This is a genomic window from Streptomyces sp. NPDC033229, from assembly GCF_055576875.1.
Map to the genome: position 1 here is coordinate 14,635 of NZ_JBVIQR010000017.1, position 17,748 is coordinate 32,382.

General features: G+C 71.2%; 16 protein-coding genes and 4 tRNA genes. 12 read left to right on the top strand and 8 right to left on the bottom strand.

The window, feature by feature from the left end; all coding sequences use genetic code 11:
* Window positions 1-171 precede the first annotated feature (171 nt).
* Window positions 172-423: a DUF3073 domain-containing protein gene (locus tag ACZ53N_RS17035; protein ID WP_130878760.1), complete on the top strand. Its 252-nt coding sequence runs from the start codon at window positions 172-174 to the stop codon at window positions 421-423.
* 270 nt (window positions 424-693) lie between these two features.
* Here ACZ53N_RS17035 and purM read toward each other — a convergent pair whose 3' ends face one another.
* From purM to purS, 6 genes are all read right to left on the bottom strand, one after another.
* Entirely contained in the window at window positions 694-1,761 is a 1,068-nt protein-coding gene (purM, locus tag ACZ53N_RS17040) for a phosphoribosylformylglycinamidine cyclo-ligase (RefSeq protein WP_469141640.1), read from the bottom strand.
* Between the two features lie 40 nt (window positions 1,762-1,801).
* Window positions 1,802-3,319 (bottom strand): amidophosphoribosyltransferase, encoded by a 1,518-nt coding sequence (purF, locus tag ACZ53N_RS17045; RefSeq protein ID WP_130878758.1) that lies wholly within the window; start codon window positions 3,317-3,319, stop codon window positions 1,802-1,804.
* Window positions 3,320-3,537: 218 nt separating this feature from the next.
* A complete protein-coding gene (locus ACZ53N_RS17050; RefSeq protein ID WP_469141641.1) occupies window positions 3,538-4,335 on the bottom strand; it encodes a maleylpyruvate isomerase family mycothiol-dependent enzyme in 798 nt (265 codons plus the stop codon).
* A gap of 105 nt (window positions 4,336-4,440) precedes the next feature.
* Entirely contained in the window at window positions 4,441-6,690 is a 2,250-nt protein-coding gene (gene purL, locus ACZ53N_RS17055; RefSeq protein WP_469141642.1) for a phosphoribosylformylglycinamidine synthase subunit PurL, read from the bottom strand.
* A gap of 91 nt (window positions 6,691-6,781) precedes the next feature.
* A complete protein-coding gene (gene purQ, locus ACZ53N_RS17060) occupies window positions 6,782-7,462 on the bottom strand; it encodes a phosphoribosylformylglycinamidine synthase subunit PurQ (protein WP_469141643.1) in 681 nt (226 codons plus the stop codon).
* A complete protein-coding gene (purS, locus tag ACZ53N_RS17065) occupies window positions 7,459-7,713 on the bottom strand; it encodes a phosphoribosylformylglycinamidine synthase subunit PurS (RefSeq protein WP_130878754.1) in 255 nt (84 codons plus the stop codon). The genes purQ and purS overlap by 4 nt, the downstream gene beginning before the upstream one ends.
* Window positions 7,714-8,018: 305 nt before the next feature.
* Between purS and ACZ53N_RS17070 the strand changes: the two genes are divergently transcribed.
* The 9 genes from ACZ53N_RS17070 (at window position 8,019) to ACZ53N_RS17110 (ending at window position 12,815) form a co-directional block, all read left to right on the top strand.
* Window positions 8,019-8,336: a histone-like nucleoid-structuring protein Lsr2 gene (locus tag ACZ53N_RS17070; protein WP_130878753.1), complete on the top strand. Its 318-nt coding sequence runs from the start codon at window positions 8,019-8,021 to the stop codon at window positions 8,334-8,336.
* Between the two features lie 90 nt (window positions 8,337-8,426).
* Window positions 8,427-8,498 (top strand) — tRNA-Gly (locus tag ACZ53N_RS17075).
* A gap of 85 nt (window positions 8,499-8,583) precedes the next feature.
* Window positions 8,584-8,655, top strand: a tRNA-Gly gene (locus ACZ53N_RS17080).
* A 76-nt stretch (window positions 8,656-8,731) separates the two neighbouring features.
* Window positions 8,732-8,804 (top strand) — tRNA-Gly (locus ACZ53N_RS17085).
* A 144-nt stretch (window positions 8,805-8,948) separates the two neighbouring features.
* Window positions 8,949-9,944, top strand: a complete 996-nt coding sequence (locus tag ACZ53N_RS17090) for an ABC transporter ATP-binding protein (protein ID WP_469141644.1) — start codon at window positions 8,949-8,951, stop codon at window positions 9,942-9,944.
* On the top strand, window positions 9,941-10,699 hold the full coding sequence (locus ACZ53N_RS17095) for an ABC transporter permease (RefSeq protein WP_469141645.1): 759 nt from the start codon (window positions 9,941-9,943) through the stop codon (window positions 10,697-10,699). The genes ACZ53N_RS17090 and ACZ53N_RS17095 overlap by 4 nt, the downstream gene beginning before the upstream one ends.
* A 41-nt stretch (window positions 10,700-10,740) precedes the next feature.
* Window positions 10,741-12,081: a sensor histidine kinase gene (locus ACZ53N_RS17100; protein ID WP_469141745.1), complete on the top strand. Its 1,341-nt coding sequence runs from the start codon at window positions 10,741-10,743 to the stop codon at window positions 12,079-12,081.
* Entirely contained in the window at window positions 12,078-12,710 is a 633-nt protein-coding gene (locus ACZ53N_RS17105; RefSeq protein WP_469141646.1) for a response regulator, read from the top strand. The genes ACZ53N_RS17100 and ACZ53N_RS17105 overlap by 4 nt, the downstream gene beginning before the upstream one ends.
* Before the next feature lie 32 nt (window positions 12,711-12,742).
* A tRNA-Gly gene (locus tag ACZ53N_RS17110) sits at window positions 12,743-12,815 on the top strand.
* 120 nt (window positions 12,816-12,935) lie between these two features.
* On the opposite strand, the gene ACZ53N_RS17115 is transcribed toward ACZ53N_RS17110, so the two are convergent.
* Together ACZ53N_RS17115 and ACZ53N_RS17120 are read right to left on the bottom strand one after the other, a co-directional pair.
* A complete protein-coding gene (locus ACZ53N_RS17115) occupies window positions 12,936-14,363 on the bottom strand; it encodes a sensor histidine kinase (protein WP_469141647.1) in 1,428 nt (475 codons plus the stop codon).
* Window positions 14,360-15,058, bottom strand: a complete 699-nt coding sequence (locus ACZ53N_RS17120; protein WP_469141648.1) for a response regulator transcription factor — start codon at window positions 15,056-15,058, stop codon at window positions 14,360-14,362. Before ACZ53N_RS17120 ends, ACZ53N_RS17115 begins: the two co-directional genes overlap by 4 nt.
* 139 nt (window positions 15,059-15,197) lie before the next feature.
* Between ACZ53N_RS17120 and ACZ53N_RS17125 the strand changes: the two genes are divergently transcribed.
* Window positions 15,198-16,337, top strand: a complete 1,140-nt coding sequence (locus tag ACZ53N_RS17125) for a UDP-N-acetylglucosamine--N-acetylmuramyl-(pentapeptide) pyrophosphoryl-undecaprenol N-acetylglucosamine transferase (protein ID WP_469141649.1) — start codon at window positions 15,198-15,200, stop codon at window positions 16,335-16,337.
* 78 nt (window positions 16,338-16,415) lie between these two features.
* Window positions 16,416-17,414: an SDR family NAD(P)-dependent oxidoreductase gene (locus tag ACZ53N_RS17130; RefSeq protein ID WP_469141650.1), complete on the top strand. Its 999-nt coding sequence runs from the start codon at window positions 16,416-16,418 to the stop codon at window positions 17,412-17,414.
* Window positions 17,415-17,748: the final 334 nt, after the last annotated feature.

Sequence of the window (17,748 nt, forward strand, 5' to 3'; positions counted from 1 at the left end):
TGCGGGTTGTGCTCCGTGCCACGTCATGCGGGCGACGTACCGTATGGCCGCGGAAGCAGGTACCGTTGAAGCCCTACAGGCCGGACTTCCCAACGGGAGTCCGCTCTGACTCATGAACGTGAACGCGTTGACTCTGGGGCCGTCGAGCCCCGTCACTGAGGGGGTCGAGCCATGGGGCGCGGCCGGGCCAAGGCCAAGCAGACAAAGGTCGCCCGCCAGCTGAAGTACAACAGCGGCGGGACCGACCTCTCACGTCTGGCCAATGAGCTGGGCGCATCGCCGGCGAAGCAGCCGCTGCCAAGCGAGCCGCTCGAAAAGGACGATGAGCTGGACGACGATCCGTACGCTCAGTACGCGGATCGTTACAACGACGAAGAGGACGAGGACGAGCAATCGCCCGAGACCTATCGTCGCCGCGCTTGACGCTGTAACTCCCACCGACCCGTTCCAGGGCATGCCCCGGACCGGGTTCTGTGCTGCCTGTTGCCTGTCCGGCGGATCAGCGAGGCGCACCACCGCTGCGCGGCGGTGTCCGGGGTCGCCGGACGGGCTGATGGCGGCTGAGCCCCGCCATATCCAACCCGTCCGGCATTTGAGGACGCGCCCGCAGGGCGCCCGCCGCCGCAGGCGGCAACAACGGGCCCGCAGCCGAAGATCCATCGGGCCCGCCGCAAGCCGACGGGCCCGAACCGGTCAGCTCGAATAGTCCCCGGTCAGCGCCACCGGCTCGGCGTGGTCGCCGCGCTCGGTGATCTCTCCCGCGACCCAGGACTCCACGCCCCGGTCGGCGAACGTCGCCAGTGCCACGTCCACGGACTCCTGCGGCACGACGGCGATCATGCCGACGCCCATGTTCAGGGTCTTCTCCAGCTCCAGCCGCTCCACGCCGCCGAGCTGCCCCACGAGGTCGAACACCGCGCCCGGCGCCCAGGTGGACCGGTCGACGCTCGCGTGCAGCCCGGCCGGCATCACCCGGGCCAGGTTGTTGGCGAGGCCGCCGCCGGTGATGTGCGAGAAGGCGTGCACCTCGGCCGTGCGGGTGAGGGCGAGACAGTCCAGCGAGTAGATCTTGGTGGGCTCCAGCAGCTCCTCGCCGAGGGTGCGGCCGAACTCCGGAACCTCGCGGTCCAGCTCCCAGCCGGCCCGGTCGAAGAGCACATGGCGGACCAGTGAGTACCCGTTCGAGTGAAGTCCGGACGACGCCATCGCGATGACGACGTCACCCTTTCGAATGAGGTCGGAACCCAGGACCCGGTCGGCCTCGACCACGCCCGTGCCGGCACCGGCCACGTCGAAGTCGTCGGCGGCCAGCAGCCCCGGGTGCTCGGCCGTCTCACCGCCGACGAGGGCACAGCCCGCGAGGACACAGCCCTCGGCGATGCCCTTGACGATGGCCGCGACCCGCTCCGGGTAGACCTTGCCGACGCAGATGTAGTCGGTCATGAAGAGCGGCTCCGCGCCGCACACCACGAGGTCGTCCACGACCATGCCGACCAGGTCGTGGCCGATGGTGTCGTAGACCCCCATCCGGCGGGCGATGTCGACCTTCGTGCCGACGCCGTCGGTCGCGGAGGCGAGCAGCGGGCGCTCGTAGCGCTTGAGGGCGCTGGCGTCGAAGAGACCGGCGAAGCCGCCGAGGCCGCCGACCACCTCCGGACGGGTGGCCTTCTTCACCCACTTCTTCATGAGCTCGACGGCGAGATCGCCGGCTTCGATGTCGACGCCCGCGCTTGCGTAGCTGGCACCAGTGGTCTCAGACATCAGTTTGAGATCTTTCGTGTCGTTCGGTACTACGGGGGCGTTACGGGCGACGGAGCGCGTCGGCGGCGTCGGTGCCACCGGCCAGCTCCGACTCCAGCAGCTGCTTGCCCAGCAGCTCGGGGTCGGGCAGCGGCATCGGGTACTCGCCGTCGAAGCAGGCACGGCAGAGGTTCGGCTTGGCGATGGTGGTCGCCTCGATCATGCCGTCGATGGAGATGTACGCGAGCGAGTCCGCGCCCAGCGACTTGCCGATCTCCTCGACCGTCATGCCGTTGGCGATCAGCTCGGCGCGGGTGGCGAAGTCGATGCCGAAGAAGCACGGCCACTTCACCGGGGGCGAGCTGATCCGGATGTGGACCTCGGCGGCGCCGGCCTCGCGGAGCATCCGGACCAGGGCGCGCTGGGTGTTGCCGCGGACGATGGAGTCGTCGACGACCACGAGGCGCTTGCCGCGGATGACTTCCTTGAGCGGGTTGAGCTTGAGCCGGATACCGAGCTGGCGGATGGTCTGGCTCGGCTGGATGAAGGTCCGGCCGACGTAGGAGTTCTTGACCAGGCCCGTGCCGTACGGGATGCCGCTGGCCTCCGCGTACCCCACGGCGGCCGGGGTGCCGGACTCCGGGGTCGGTATCACCAGGTCGGCCTCGACCGGGGCCTCGGCCGCGAGCTTGCGGCCCATCTCGACCCGGGACAGATAGACGTTGCGGCCCGCGATGTCGGTGTCGGGGCGCGCGAGATAGACGTACTCGAAGACGCAGCCCTTGGGCCTCGCCTCCGCGAACCGGGAGGTCCGTACGCCGTTCTCGTCGATGGCGACCAGTTCGCCGGGCTCGACCTCGCGTACGAAGGAAGCACCGCAGATGTCCAGGGCAGCGGTCTCGGAGGCCACCACCCAGCCGCGCTCCAGTCGGCCGAGGACCAGCGGGCGGATGCCCTGCGGATCACGGGCCGCGTACAGCGTGTGCTCGTCCATGAAGACGAGGGAGAAGGCGCCCTGCACATCGGGGAGGACCTTGGCGGCCGCTTCCTCGATGGTCAGCGGCTTGCCGTCGGCGTCGGTCTGGCCCGCGAGGAGCGCGGTGACCAGGTCCGTGTCATTGGTCGCCGCGACCTGGGTGGCCCGGCCGTTCTCCCGGGGGAGAGCGGCGACCATCTCGGCAAGCTGGGCGGTATTGACCAGATTGCCGTTGTGACCGAGGGCGATGGAGCCGTTGGCGGTCGCGCGGAAGGTCGGCTGCGCGTTCTCCCACACCGAGGCACCGGTGGTGGAGTAGCGGGCATGTCCGACCGCGATATGGCCCTGGAGGGAGCCGAGGGAGGTCTCGTCGAAGACTTGGGAGACAAGTCCCATGTCCTTGAAAACGAGGATCTGGGAGCCGTTGCTCACAGCGATACCCGCGGACTCCTGTCCACGGTGCTGCAATGCATACAGTCCGAAATAGGTGAGTTTGGCGACCTCTTCACCCGGAGCCCAGACACCGAAGACGCCACAAGCGTCCTGGGGGCCCTTCTCACCGGGGAGCAGGTCGTGGCTGAGTCGTCCGTCACCACGAGGCACAAGGTAAGTCTATTGCAGGTACGAGGTTCATCCGAACCGGGGACGACAGGTAATGGCTCACACCACGCACAGCCACTCGACACGTACGCGCGATGACCGATCACATGCCTTTTCTTGCGTTTCCCGGCATGGTTTTCCGGCTGCTTTTTCCGGGGCCCCTCCCCCACTTTCCCCGCTTTCCCTCGCTTTCCCCGGACGGCCCCGGCAAGGGCGCCGGATCAGCCCAGCAGGGGCAGTTGCGCGGAGATGTCCGCGCGCTCCCCGCTCGCGGAAACGGCCGCCCGATCGAGGGCCGTGGCCCAGTCCGTACGGCCGGTCGCGAGGCGGACCCAGGTGAGGGGATCGGTCTCGACGACGTTGGGCGGGGTGCCCCGCGTGTGCTTGGGGCCTGCCACGCACTGGACCACCGCGAAAGGCGGAATCCGGACTTCCACCGAACCGCCCGGCGCCTTGGTGGCGAGCCCGTCCGCCAACAGCCGGACACAGGTGGCCAGGGCCTGCCGGTCGTAGGGGATTTCGGTGTCCAGCGCGGCGGCCAGATCATCGGTGTGCACGATCAGTTCGACACATCGGGTGACGATCAGGTCGTCCAGACGCATCGCGCCGACCCGCGCCGCGACGAGCCGGTCGCCGGGGGCCGGGAGGGTGATGTCGGTGAAACGGGCGGCGGTGCGGTCGAGGAGTTCGAGCGGCTCGGCACCGGCGGCCGCCTCGTGGGCCGCCTCGTCGACCTTCCCGGCGAACGCGCGGGTGGCGAACGCCCAGTCGACCAGGGCGACTTCATGCTTGTGGGGCGCGTCCGCCTCGATGCTGCGGCTGACGTTGTCGGTGACGCTCGCGATGTGCGCGGCCAGCTCGCGAACCGTCCAGTCGCCGAGCCGGGTGGGCAGCGCCAGCTGCTCGGCACTCAGCCCCGCCACCACTTCGCGCACGTTTCGGAACTGCGCGAGGACGGCGGCGCGGGTCTTGGCGGGGTCGTAGCTGCGGGCACGGGGTTTGCGCGGGGCGGAAGGCATGCTCCGACCCTATTCCGTGGTGGTTGAGCGGGTGGCGGATTACCCCGAAGGCGGCCCGCCCCGTCAGGAGCGGACCGCCTTCGTGAAGCCGGGAAACGTACCGGATCAGACGAGCAGAGCCGGGATCGTCGCCTCGTGCGCCTCACGCAGCTCGGCCAGCGGAATGCTGAACTGGCCCTGGACGTCGATCACTTCACCGTCGACGACGCCCACGCGCGTGGCGGGCAGCCCGCGCGCGCCGCACATGTCGGTGAACCGCAGTTCCTCGCTGCGCGGCACGGACACCAGCGCGCGGCCGGCCGACTCGGAGAAGAGGAAGACGAAGGGGTCCATGCCGTCGGGGACGACGATCCGGGCACCCTTGCCGCCCCGCAGACACGACTCGACGAGGGCCTGGATCAGCCCGCCGTCGGACAGGTCGTGCGCCGCGTCGGCCATGCCGTCGCGGGATGCGGAGATGAGGATCTCGCCCAGCAGCTTCTCGCGGCCCAGGTCGACCTTGGGCGGCAGCCCGCCGAGGTGGTCGTGGATCACCTGGGACCAGGCGGAGCCGCCCAGTTCCTCCGCCGTGTCACCCAGCAGATACAGCAGCTGGCCCTCTTCGGCGAAGGCGATCGGCGTACGGCGCTCGACGTCGTCGATGACACCGAGCACCGCGACCACCGGGGTGGGGTGGATCGCGGTCTCGCCGGTCTGGTTGTACAGCGAGACATTGCCGCCGGTCACCGGGGTGCCGAGCTCCAGGCAGCCATCCGCCAGTCCGCGGGTGGCCTCGGCGAACTGCCACATGACGGCCGGGTCCTCGGGCGAACCGAAGTTCAGGCAGTTGGAGATGGCCAGCGGCCGGGCACCGGAGGCGGCGACGTTGCGGTACGACTCGGCCAGCGCCAGCTGCGCGCCCGTGTACGGGTCGAGCTTGGTGTAGCGGCCGTTGCCGTCCGTGGCGACGGCGACACCGAGGTTGGTGTCCTCGTCGATCCGGACCATGCCCGAGTCCTCGGGCTGCGACAGGATCGTGTTGCCCTGGACGAACCGGTCGTACTGGTCGGTGATCCAGGACTTCGAGGCCTGGTTCGGGGAGGCGACGACCTTCAGGACCTGCGCGCGCAGCTCCTCGCCCGAAGCCGGCCGGGGAAGCTTGTTCGCGTCGTCGGCCTGGAGGGCGTCCTGCCAGTCGGGACGGGCGTACGGGCGCTCGTAGACCGGGCCCTCGTGCGCGACCGTGCGCGGCGGGACGTCCACGATCTGCTCGCCGTGCCAGAAGATCTCCAGCCGCTCGCCGTCGGTGACTTCACCGATGACGGTGGCGATGACGTCCCACTTCTCGCAGATCTCCATGAAGCGCTCGACCTTGCCGGGCTCCACGACCGCGCACATGCGCTCCTGCGACTCGCTCATGAGGATTTCCTCGGGCGAGAGGGAGGAGTCGCGCAGCGGCACGGTGTCCAGCTCGACGCGCATGCCGCCCGAACCGGCGCTGGCCAGCTCGCTGGTGGCGCAGGACAGACCGGCGCCGCCGAGGTCCTGGATGCCGTCGACGAGGTCCTCGCGGAAGATCTCCAGGGTGCACTCGATGAGGAGCTTCTCCTGGAAGGGGTCGCCGACCTGGACCGCCGGGCGCTTGGCCGGCCCGGTGGAGTCGAAGGTCTCCGAGGCGAGGACGGACACGCCGCCGATGCCGTCGCCGCCCGTGCGGGCGCCGTAGAGGATGACCTTGTTGCCGGCGCCGGAGGCCTTGGCGAGGTGGATGTCCTCGTGCTTCATCACACCGACGCACAGGGCGTTGACCAGCGGGTTGCCCTGGTAGCAGGCGTCGAAGACGACCTCGCCGCCGATGTTGGGCAGGCCGAGGCAGTTGCCGTAGCCGCCGATGCCCGCGACGACGCCCGGCAGGACGCGCTTGGTGTCGGGGTGGTCGGCCGCGCCGAACCGCAGCGGGTCCATGACGGCGACCGGGCGGGCGCCCATGGCCAGGATGTCGCGGACGATGCCGCCGATGCCGGTGGCGGCGCCCTGGTAGGGCTCGATGTACGAGGGGTGGTTGTGCGACTCGACCTTGAAGGTGACCGCGTAGCCCTGCCCGACGTCGACGACGCCCGCGTTCTCGCCGATCCCGACGAGCATGGCGTCGTTGGCGGGGACCTTCTCGCCGAACTGCCGCAGATGGACCTTGCTGCTCTTGTACGAGCAGTGCTCGGACCACATGACGGAGTACATGGCGAGCTCGGCGCCGGTCGGGCGGCGGCCGAGGATCTCGCGGATGCGCGCGTACTCGTCCGGCTTCAGGCCGAGTTCGGCCCACGGCTGGTCGGTGTCGGGCGTTTCGCCTGCGTGCTTGACGGTGTCGAGAGTCATGCTGCGCCCTCATCATTCGCTTCTCCGCCCGCGCGGCGCAGAGGTGCGGCTGTCATGTTCGTCCGCGGCTGAGTGGCCGCGCGTGCGTCGCTCATACGGAGACCAGCTTCTTCAGGATCGAGGTGAAGAATCCGAGCCCGTCCGTGCGGCCAGTGCCGACCAGCGGCTCCACGGCGTGCTCGGGGTGCGGCATGAGGCCGACGACGTTGCCCGCCTCATTGGTGATGCCGGCGATGTCCCGCAGCGAGCCGTTGGGGTTCACGTCCACGTAGCGGAACGCGACCCGGCCCTCGGCCTCGAGCATGTCGAGGGTGCGCTCGTCGGCGACGTACCGGCCGTCGATGTTCTTCAGCGGGACGGAGATCTCCTGGCCCGCCTCGTAATCGGACGTCCAGGCGGTGTCCGCGTTCTCCACCCGCAGCTTCTGATCGCGGCAGATGAAGTGCAGGTGGTTGTTGCGGAGCATCGCGCCGGGCAGCAGGTGCGTCTCGGTGAGCACCTGGAAGCCGTTGCAGATACCGAGGACGGGCATGCCCTCGCGAGCGCCCTCGATGACCTTCTCCATGACCGGCGAGAAGCGCGAAATGGCGCCCGCGCGCAGGTAGTCGCCGTAGGAGAAGCCGCCCGGCAGCACCACGGCGTCGACCTGCTGGAGGTCCTTGTCGCGGTGCCAGAGCGGGACGGGTTCGAGCCCGGCGATCCGGACGGCCCGCTGGGTGTCGCGGTCGTCCAGGGTGCCGGGGAAGGTGATGACCCCTACGCGAGCCGTCACCGTGCTTCTCCGTCGACCTTCACGGTGAAGTCCTCGATCACGGTGTTGGCGAGAAACGTTTCCGCCATCTCGTGGATGCGGGCGAGGGCGGCCTCGTCGACCGGTCCCTCCACCTCGAGTTCAAAGCGCTTGCCCTGACGGACGTCGGCGATCCCCTCAAAACCCAGGCGTGGCAGTGCGCGCTGCACCGCCTGGCCCTGCGGGTCGAGGATCTCCGGCTTGAGCATGACGTCGACTACGACGCGTGCCACTGGCACTCCCGGTGTGTGGTGCGTGAGCTGAAGCGGTGATGTCAGAGTACAGTCCCGAAAAATCTACGCGCATAGATATCCTGGGGGTTCCGTCTCGCTTTCGCATCGGCAAGGGGCCCGCCCGCGGAAAATTCCGGGAAAAACGCATGGCCTGCATTGCGGCGGGGTGCGCGGACAGAATTAACTGGGCTTCACCACCCAATGCCTTTTGTTGTACAAATGAATAAGCATTGATTCCAAACCACCGGAACCCGGGCATCGCCGCAGGTCAATGCGGACGGTGCCGACCGAAAGGACCGATTTTCGTGGCGCAGCGCGTAGTGGTCACACTCTCCGACGACATCGACGGCGGGGACGCGGCGGAAACCGTCTCCTTCGGCCTCGACGGCAGGTCGTACGAGATCGACCTCAACACCGCCAATGCAAAGAAACTGCGCGTCGCGCTGGCTCCCTACGTGGAGGCGGGCCGCAAGCAGTCCCGCTCCGGCAAGGTCTACCGGCGCACCGCCGTCGCGCCCGACCCGGCGGCCGTGCGTGCCTGGGCCCGCTCCAACGGCATGGAGGTGCCGCCGCGCGGACGGATCCCCAAGCGGGTCTACGAGGCCTTCAACGCCGTCGACTGAGCCGACTTGCCAAACACCCCGGATGATCAGCTAGAGTCTGGATCACGCCGAGGGGCAAGGCCGGGAAACGGGCCCGAACTTCGGAGTCACGCGGGTGTAGCTCAGTAGTAGAGCGCCCCCCTTCCAGGGGGGAGGCGCAGTGTGCGATTCCTGTCACCCGCTCTCATCGCCTTCCGGCCACGCAAGTGGTCGGGTACGGTGATGCTCCGCCGATCGGCGGCCCCTCGGGGCCGGTGTTCGGAGGCATGCGGGTGTAGCTCAGTAGTAGAGCGTCTCCCTTCCAGGGAGAAGGCGCAGTGTGCGATTCCTGTCACCCGCTCTCATCGCTTACCGACCACGCGAGTGGATCAGGTAGAGTGATGTTCGCGCCGCCGGTGAAAGCCGAGCGGAGGCATGCGGACGTAGCTCAGTTGGTAGAGCACCACCTTGCCAAGGTGGATGTCGCGAGTTCGAGTCTCGTCGTCCGCTCAGTGAGAAGAAGGCCCCGGTCATCACGACCGGGGCCTTCTTCGTGTTGTCGTCCGTCCCGCCCGGGCGCCCGATGACATTCGTCATCCGAAGTCATGACAGCCCGCACTGCTTCCGGGCCGGGTCCGCCGGGAGCCTGGAAGCATGGACATCGGGGACAGTGTGATCGACGTCACCGGGCTGCGGCGCCGGTACGGGCCTGCCGGGGACAAGGGGTTCGAGGCGGTGCGGGATGTGTCCTTCACCGTGGGGCGGGGCGAGTTGTTCGCGCTGCTGGGGACGAACGGCGCGGGGAAGACCTCCACGGTCGAGCTGCTGGAGGGGCTCGCGCGGCCGACCGGCGGCCGGGTGCGGGTGCTGGGCCACGATCCCTACGCCGAACGCCGCGTGGTGCGGCCCCGGGTCGGGATGATGCTCCAGGAGGGCGGCTTCCCCTCCGATCTGACGGCGGCCGAGACGGTACGGATGTGGGCGGGCTGCACGACGGGGGCGCGGCCCGTCGACGAGGCGCTCGCTCTGGTAAAGCTCGCGAAGCGGCGGGACGTGCGCGTCAAGCAGCTCTCCGGTGGTGAGCGGCGGCGCCTGGACCTCGCGCTCGCGCTGCTCGGCCGGCCCGAGGTGCTCTTCCTCGACGAGCCGACGACCGGACTCGACCCCGAGGCCCGGCACGACACCTGGGAGCTGGTGCGCCGGCTGCGTGCCGAGGGCACCACGGTGCTGCTGACGACGCACTATCTGGAGGAGGCCGAGTCACTGGCCGACCGTCTGGCGATCATGCGCGAGGGGCAGGTCGTGGTCTCGGGCTCGCCGGCGGAGGTCATCGGCGCGTATCCGGCACGGATCCGCTTCGCGATGCCGCCGGGCTGGTTCGTCGGGGATCTGCCGCCGCTGGGCGAGCTCGGGGTGATCCGGCACGAGGAGACCGACGGGCGGATAGAGCTCCAGACGCACGAGTTGCAGCGGACCCTGACCGGGCTGCTGGTCTGGGCGCGGGACAAGGACCTGGAGCTGGACGGGCTGGACGCGCGGACCGCCTCACTGGAGGAGGCGTTCCTGGCGATAGCGGGCGCGGACGGGATGGCCGGGGCTGCTGAGGCTGACGGCGCTACCGGTACGAAGACGGGGCGGGGCGGGCGATGACGACGACGCGGATACTGGCGATGGGGCGGGCGGAACTGCTCCTGCTGAGCCGGAACAAGATGGCGCTGTACGTGGCGCTGCTGATGCCCGCCTTCATGGTGTGGGCGATGCGCAACGGCATCAGCAAGATCGACCCCGAGGACGCGGGGATGTCCGTCAGTGAGATCTCGATGACCGGGGCCTTCGGCTTCATCCTCCTCTTCGTCGTCTACCAGAACCTGGTGAGTTCGCTGGTGGCCCGCCGTGAGGAGCTCGTCCTCAAGCGCTTGCGCACCGGTGAGGCCGGTGATGTGGAGATTTTCGCCGGGACCGCGCTGCCTTCGGTGGCCGTGGCGCTGGCGCAGTGCGTCGTGCTGCTGGTGGCGGGCATCGCCTGGCTGGACCTGCGGGCGGTCGCCCGGCCCGATCTGCTGCTGGCCGGGCTGGTGCTGGGGATCGGCATGTCCATCGCCCTGGCCGCCGTCACCACGGTGATCGCGAAGACGGTGGAGAGCGCGCAGTTGGTGACCATGCCCCTCGTGCTGGTCTCGCTGATGGGCTCGGGGCTGGTCGTACCGCTGGAGCTCTTCCCCGACGCCGTCGCCGAGGTGTGCCGGCTGCTGCCGCTGACGCCGGTGGTCGAGCTGCTGCGCGGCGGCTGGCTCGGCGGGATGGACGTGGCCGAGGCCTTGCGGTCGCTGGCCGTCGCCTTGGCCTGGACGGCACTGGCCGTGTTTGCTGTACGACGGTGGTTCCGCTGGGAACCGCGGCGGTAACGGCGGGGCGGATGGACGCGACGGGGGGCGGACGCGTGGGGATGCGGACGCGGGTGTGGGGCTGGCGGAGCCGGAGCGGGGTCGCCCGGGTCGACAGCTACACGCGCTGGACGGTGTACATGACGCCCTGGTTGCTGCTCGGCCTGGACCTGCCCGTGGTGCTCGGTGGCCGCGGGAACACGGGGCTCGACTGGGCGCTCATCGCCCTCGCGACCGCGCAGTGCGTGCTGAACCCCGCTCTGGCCCGGCGGGCCATCGACCATCGCCTGGGCCGGGGGCCCGCGCCCTGGCGGTGGCTGGCCTGGGGCGGGGCGGTGTTCCTGGCGACGGTGGGGGTCATCGGCGCCCGGGTCGCCGAGCACGGAAGCAGCCGGCTCTCGATGTCCGCGTGGATCCTGATGGGCAGCGCGCTGTCCGTCCTCGGCTCGTACAGCCTGCTGACCCGGCTCGTCCCGTACACGGCGGTCACTCTGGGCGCCGGGGCGGCGATGGGGGTCGCGATGGCCCTGGTCTCGGGCGCGTGGGTGTGCCTGCCGACGGTCCTGATGATGGCGGCCCTCCTCGCCCTGTGGAGCGTCTCCGTCGTGCGCACCTCGGCCTGGGTGCTCGCCGTGATGTGGGAGCTGGACGCGGCGCGGGGCGCGCAGGCACGGCTGGCGGTCGCGGAGGAACGCCTGCGGTTCGGGCGGGACATGCACGATGTGCTCGGCCGCAATCTCGCGGTGATCGCGCTGAAGAGCGAGCTGGCGGTGCGGCTCGCCGGACGCGGTTCCCCCGCCGCCGTCGACGAGATGATCGAGGTCCAGCGGATAGCGCAGGAGTCCCAGCGGGAGGTGCGGGACGTGGTCCGCGGCTACCGCGGGGCCGACCTGCACACCGAACTGGCGGGCGCCCGGAGCGTGCTGGCCGCCGCGGACATCGACTGCCGCATAGACGACAAGGCGGGCGAGGAACTGCCGCCCGCCGCGCAGTCGGCGCTGGCCTGGGTGGTCCGCGAGGCCACGACCAATGTGCTGCGCCATGCGGACGCCGGGCGCTGTGCCGTACGGATGCGGGTGGTGGAAGGGGTGGCGGTGCTCGTGATGGAGAACGACGGCGTGCCCCCCGGCCCGTCCGGGCCGCCCGGCTCCGACGGCGGCTCGGGCCTCGCGGGCCTGCGCGAACGCCTCGCCGCCCTCGGCGGCACGCTCGCGGCGGAACGCCGGCCGCCCGCCGCGTTCCGTCTGACGGCACGGGTTCCGCTGGCGCGGGCGGGCGGCTCGCCGCCGGCAAAATCCCCGTCGGCTCAAGCCGGTACGGGGGCGGTGCCCTCCGCGGACATGCCGTGTGGCGGGGCGACCGCGGTGTCGGTGGCCACCGGGGCCGGCGAGGGTGCGGCATGAGCGGACAGACGCCCGGTGGGCAGCCGATTCGCGTCCTGCTCGCCGATGACGAGCACCTCATCCGGGGTGCGCTCGTCGCGCTGCTCGGACTGGAGGACGATCTTCAGGTGGTCGCGGAGGCCGCCTCGGGGACGGAGGCACTCGCCATGGCGCGGGCGCACCGGCCGGACGTCGCGGTACTCGATCTTCAAATGCCAGGGGTCGACGGCGTGACGGTCGCCACATCCCTGCGGTCCGAACTGCCCCTGTGCCGGAGCATGATCGTGACCGGGCACGGTCGTCCCGGGCATCTGAAGCGGGCGCTCGAAGCGGGGGTGCGGGGGTTCGTTCCGAAGACCGTTTCGGCACAGCGGCTCGCCGAGATCATCCGTACCGTGCACGGCGGAAGCCGCTATGTGGACCCGGAGTTGGCGGCCGACGCGATCAGTGCGGGGGACTCGCCGCTGACCGCGCGGGAGGCGGAACTGCTGGAGCTCGCGGAGGACGGCGCGCCCATCGCGGAGATCGCGGAGCGGGCGGCGCTGACGCCGGGAACGGTCCGCAACTACCTCTCGGCCGCCGCCGCGAAGCTGGGTGCGGAGAACCGTCACGCGGCGGCGCGCATCGCACGCGCTCAAGGTTGGCTATAGTGGTCTCCGCACCGCACGAAAGCGCGGGGCATGCGGACGTAGCTCAGTTGGTAGAGCACCACCTTGCCAAGGTGGATGTCGCGAGTTCGAGTCTCGTCGTCCGCTCCGATACGAAGGCCTCGGTCAATCTTTGACCGAGGCCTTCGGCGTTTTTGTCGGGGTCTGTCTCTTCGGCTGCGGGCCGTCTGTGCTGCCTGCGGCGGCGGGCGCCCTGCGGGCGCGTCCTCAAACGCCGGACGGGCTGGTTCGGGCTGAGCTCCGCCGAACCAGCCCGTCCGGGAAGCTCAGGCGGAAGCGGGCGCCGCCGCCCTCGGCCTGTTCGGCGGTCAGCTCGGCGCCGTGGGCGCGGGCGATCTGGCGGGCCATGGCCAGGCCCAGGCCGGAGCCGGGGAGGGCGCGGGCCTGGCGGGAGCGGTAGAAGCGGTCGAAGACGTAGGGCAGGTCCTCGGCCGAGATACCGCGGCCGTGATCGCGGACGGTCAGATCGAGGGCCCGGTCCGTCACCGCGAGGCGCACCTCGACCGTGGCGCCGGGCGGGCTGAACTTGGCGGCGTTGTCGAGCAGGTTGGACAGCAGCCGGGCCAGCCGGGCGGGCACCCCCACCACGGTCGCCGGGTCCAGATCGGCCGTGAAGAACGTGTTCGGCCAGTGGCCCCGGGCGTCGGCCACGCAGCGCTCGGCCAGCGCGTCCAGCCGGACCTGCTCCACCAACTGCTGCGGCTCCTCGTCGCGGGCCAGCTCGATGAGGTCGTTGACCATGCCCGTCACCTCGCGCAGCTGACGGCCCAGCGCATTGGCGGCCCGGTCGCGCTGGGCGTCGGAGAGCCGGTCCGCGCGGGCCAGCAGCTCGGCGTTGGTGCGCAGCGCGGTGAGCGGGGTGCGCAGTTCGTGGGAGGCGTCGGCGACCAGGCGGCGCTGGGCGGCGACGGCCTCCTCCAGCTCGCCGAGCATGGTGTTGAAGCTGGTCGCGAGGCGGGTGATCTCGTCCTGGCGGCGTGCCTCGTACGGGGGCAGCTCGATGCGGTGCGCGGGGTCGCGGGTGGCGGCGATGTGTTCGGCGGTGGCCGTGAGACGGGTCACCGGGCGCAGGGACGTACGGGAGGCGAAGTAGCCGAGCCCGGCCGCGAGGAGGACGCCCACGCCGCCGACCGCGCCGAGCAGCAGCCCCGCCTGCTCGACGCCCTGGTCGACGGTGTCGGAGCGGATCGCCACCTGGAGGGCGCGGTTGTTCCTGGCCGGGGTGGTGAGCATCCGCATCGGGCGCCCGTCGTGGGTGATGTCGCTGTAGTACGCGCCGAGGGTACCGGCGGCGACGCGGCGGGTGGCACCGGTGACGGGCAGCACCAGGGCCCGGTCGCCGCGCGGGGCCGGCTCCGCCGGGTCGGCGCGGACGAGCTGGGCGCAGGCGGGGGCGACGAGCCAGGTGCACTCCCCCAGGAGGGTGCCGGTGTCGTGGGCGCGGCCCTGCTGGACGATGAGGGCGGCCTGCTGTTTGAGCTGGAGGTCGAGCTGGCGGCCGAGTTCGTAGCGGATGACGACGAAGGCGGCGGCCAGTACGCCGAGCGCGACGAGGGCGACGGCGGCGGAGGTGACGAGGGCCAGCCGGGCGCGCAGCGGTCGGCGGCCGAACAGCCGGCGGCGCAGCGCGCTCATCGCTCCGCCAGCCGGTAGCCGATGCCGTGCACGGTGTGGACGAGGCGGGGCGCGCCCTCCGCCTCCAGTTTGCGACGGAGATAGCCGATGTAGACGGCCAGGGAATTGGAGTCGGGCCCGAAGTCGGTGCCCCAGACCCGTTCCTGGATCACCTCGCGGGGCAGTACCTGCCCGGGGTGCAGCAGGAACACCTCCAGCAGGGCGAATTCGGTACGGGTGAACTCCAGGGGCACCTCGCCCCGGACGCCGGTGCGGGTGGCCGGGTCGACGCGGAGGTCGGCGAAGGTCAGCTCGGGGTGCTCGGCCGCAGCCTCCACGGGGGCGGCGCGGCGCAGCAGGGCCCGGAGCCGGGCGAGGAGTTCATCGAGGGCGAAGGGTTTGACGAGGTAGTCGTCGGCGCCCGCGTCGAGGCCCGCGACCCGGTCGGAGACGGCGTCGCGGGCGGTCAGGACGAGGACGGGTGTCCGGTCGCCGAGGTCGCGCAGCCGGCGGCAGACGGCGAGGCCGTCGAGGACGGGCATGGCGAGGTCGAGGACGATCGCGGCGGGCGGGGCGGCGGCGACGGAGGAGAGGGCTTCGAGGCCGTCGGCGGCGGACCGCACGGTGTACCCCTCGACGCTGAGGCCGTCGACGACGGCCGCCCGTACGTCGGGGTCGTCGTCCACGACGAGTACGGCCGGGGCGGCATCGGGCATACGAAGGGCCTCTCGCGCGGATGATCGGGGCGGGTCCGAGGTCGCTGATCAGGGTCGCTGATCAGGTTCCGGTTTTCTTCGCACACCTTGGCAGAGGCAGTCTTAAAGCGCTCTTAGAGCGCGTCGCCACGCTGCCGACATGGCTACAGCACACGACACCCTTTCGGTGGTCGTCGGAGCGGGCGGTACCGGCGGCCATATCTATCCCGGGCTGGCGGTCGCGGACGCCGTCCGCAGCGCCGTGCCGGACGCGGTCATCAGTTTCATCGGGACCGAGCGGGGTCTGGAGACCCGGCTGATACCCGAGGCGGGCTACCGGCTGCACACGGTCGACATGATCCCCTTCGACCGCTCGCTCGGCTCGCGCCGCTTCCTGCTCCCCGCCGATCTGCTGCGCTCCGGCGCGCAGGCGCGGCGGGTGATCGAGGAGCAGGGCGCGCAGGTCGTCGTCGGCATGGGCGGTTACCCGAGCGCGCCCGCCGTGCTCGGCGCCCGGCTGGCCGGGCGGCCCGCGCTCGTCCATGAGTCCAACGCCGTACCGGGCCGCGCGAACCGGTTCGCGAGCGCCCTCACCCCGCATGTGGCGCTCGCCTTCGACCGCAGCCGCGAGCATCTGTCGGCCCGGTCCGGGGCCCGTGCCGAGACGGTGGGCATGCCGCTGGTGGGCGCGGTGGCCGGGCTGGACCGCGCGGCGCTGCGGGCGGACGCGCGGCGGTCGTACGGGGTGCCGGAGGATGCCCGGCTGGTGCTGTTCAACGGCGGCAGCCTGGGCGCGGCGCGGCTGACGGAGGCGGCGCTGGGCCTGGCCCGGCGGTGGCGCTCCCGGCCGGACGTCCACCTGCTGATCAAGACCGGACCGAAGCCGCTGGCGGAGGTCCGGGACCGGCTGGCGGCCGAGGGCTGCGGGCGGGTGGCGACGGCGATCGGCTATCTGGACCGGATGGACCTCGCCTACGCGGCCGCCGATCTGGTGGTGTGCCGGGCGGGTTCGGCGACCGTGGCGGAGCTGGCGAGCCTCCGGATGCCGGCGGTGCTGGTGCCGTATCCGCACGCGCCGCACGACCACCAGACGCACAACGCGCGGGTCCTGTCAGACCCGGGCGCCGGCTTGCTGCTGCCGGACGGCGAGACCACGGGCGGCCGGCTGGCGGAGCTGATCGAACCTCTGCTGGCCGATCCGGCCCGGCTGACCGCGATGAGCGCGGCGGCCGACCCGGGCACGCACGCGGTGGCCGCCGACCTGATGGCGGCCTGGGTGCTGCGACTCGCGGGCCGCTGACGGCCGTTCGGTTCCGCCCCCTCGCCCCCCTCGCCCCCTTCCCCGCCTTTCCCCCTACCGCCTCCGAGAGGAACTCCCATGCGCACGAACAACTGGCACGGCCGTACCGTCCTGGTCACCGGTGCCGAAGGCTTCATCGGGTCGACCCTGGTCGATCTGCTGGTCGAGCGCGGCGCCCGGGTGCGTGTGCTCGTGCACTACAAGCCGTACGCCGAGCGCGGCCACCTCGCCCGCTACCTCGGCCCGGACTCCCCCGTGGAGACGCTCGCCGGTGACGTCCGCGACGCGGGCCGGGTCATGGACGCGGTCGCCGGGTGCGACACCGTCTTCCATCTGGCGGCCCTGATCGGCATTCCGTACAGCTACGCGTCGCCCGAGGCGTATGTGCAGACCAATGTGGCGGGTACGGAGAACGTGGCCGCCGCCTGCCGCCGCCACGGTGTGCGGCGCATGGTGCACACCTCGACCAGCGAGGTGTACGGGACGGCGCTGACGGCCCCGATCAGCGAGGACCACCCGCTGCAGCCGCAGTCGCCGTACTCCGCGTCGAAGATCGGCGCGGACATGCTGGCGCTGTCCTACGCGCACTCCTTCGACCTGCCGGTGACGGTCGTACGGCCCTTCAACACCTACGGGCCCCGGCAGTCCGCGCGGGCCGTGATCCCCACGATCCTCGCGCAGCTGCACTCCGGCGCGACGGAGATCCGGCTCGGGTCGACGACCCCGACCCGCGACTTCACGTATGTGACCGACACCGCCGAGGGGTTCCTGGCGCTCGCGGAGTGCGACCGGGCGGTGGGGCACGCGGTCAACCTCGGCACGGGCCGCGAGATCTCCGTCGGGGACCTCGCGGAGTCGCTGATCCGGGCCTCGGGGCGGGACGCGAAGGTCGTCGTGGACCCCGCCCGGCTCCGGCCCGCCGGCAGTGAGGTGGAGCGGTTGCTGTCGGACAACTCCCGGGCGCGGGAGTGGGCCGGGTGGCGGCCGGAGGTCTCCCTGGAGGAGGGGCTGGCCCGCACGTCGGACTGGGTCCGGGAGAATCTGCGGCTGTTCGCCGCGGATCGCTACCAGGTGTGAGCGCTGCCGCCGGCCGCTGGGGCGGGTCCGATGGATCCACGGCTGCGGGCCGTCGTTGCCGCCTCTCGCCGGGCCGGCGGGACTTCGGCTGCGGGCCGTCGTTGCCGCGTCTCGCCTGACCGGCGGGGCTTCGGCTGCGGGCCGTCGTTGCCGCGTCTCGCCTGACCGGCGGGGCTTCGGCTGCGGGCCGTCGTTGCCGCGTCTCGCCTGACCGGCGGGGCTTCGGCTGCGGGCCGTCGTTGCCGCCTGCGGCGGCGGGCGCCCTGCGGGCGCGTCCTCAAGCGCCGGACGGGCTTGATGTGGCTGAGCTCAGCCGCCAAGCCCGTCCGGCGTT

What these genes read in the sequence shown, in the direction of transcription:
- ACZ53N_RS17090 (WP_469141644.1), top strand. Translation starts at nt 8,949, where the DNA reads ATGGACATCGGGGACAGTGTGATCGACGTCACCGGGCTGCGGCGCCGG.
- ACZ53N_RS17035 (WP_130878760.1), top strand. Translation starts at nt 172, where the DNA reads ATGGGGCGCGGCCGGGCCAAGGCCAAGCAGACAAAGGTCGCCCGCCAG.
- purM (WP_469141640.1), bottom strand. Translation starts at nt 1,761, where the DNA reads ATGTCTGAGACCACTGGTGCCAGCTACGCAAGCGCGGGCGTCGACATC.
- ACZ53N_RS17130 (WP_469141650.1), top strand. Translation starts at nt 16,416, where the DNA reads ATGCGCACGAACAACTGGCACGGCCGTACCGTCCTGGTCACCGGTGCC.
- ACZ53N_RS17100 (WP_469141745.1), top strand. Translation starts at nt 10,741, where the DNA reads ATGCGGACGCGGGTGTGGGGCTGGCGGAGCCGGAGCGGGGTCGCCCGG.
- ACZ53N_RS17115 (WP_469141647.1), bottom strand. Translation starts at nt 14,363, where the DNA reads ATGAGCGCGCTGCGCCGCCGGCTGTTCGGCCGCCGACCGCTGCGCGCC.
- ACZ53N_RS17050 (WP_469141641.1), bottom strand. Translation starts at nt 4,335, where the DNA reads ATGCCTTCCGCCCCGCGCAAACCCCGTGCCCGCAGCTACGACCCCGCC.
- purL (WP_469141642.1), bottom strand. Translation starts at nt 6,690, where the DNA reads ATGACTCTCGACACCGTCAAGCACGCAGGCGAAACGCCCGACACCGAC.
- ACZ53N_RS17120 (WP_469141648.1), bottom strand. Translation starts at nt 15,058, where the DNA reads ATGCCCGATGCCGCCCCGGCCGTACTCGTCGTGGACGACGACCCCGAC.
- ACZ53N_RS17095 (WP_469141645.1), top strand. Translation starts at nt 9,941, where the DNA reads ATGACGACGACGCGGATACTGGCGATGGGGCGGGCGGAACTGCTCCTG.
- ACZ53N_RS17105 (WP_469141646.1), top strand. Translation starts at nt 12,078, where the DNA reads ATGAGCGGACAGACGCCCGGTGGGCAGCCGATTCGCGTCCTGCTCGCC.
- ACZ53N_RS17125 (WP_469141649.1), top strand. Translation starts at nt 15,198, where the DNA reads ATGGCTACAGCACACGACACCCTTTCGGTGGTCGTCGGAGCGGGCGGT.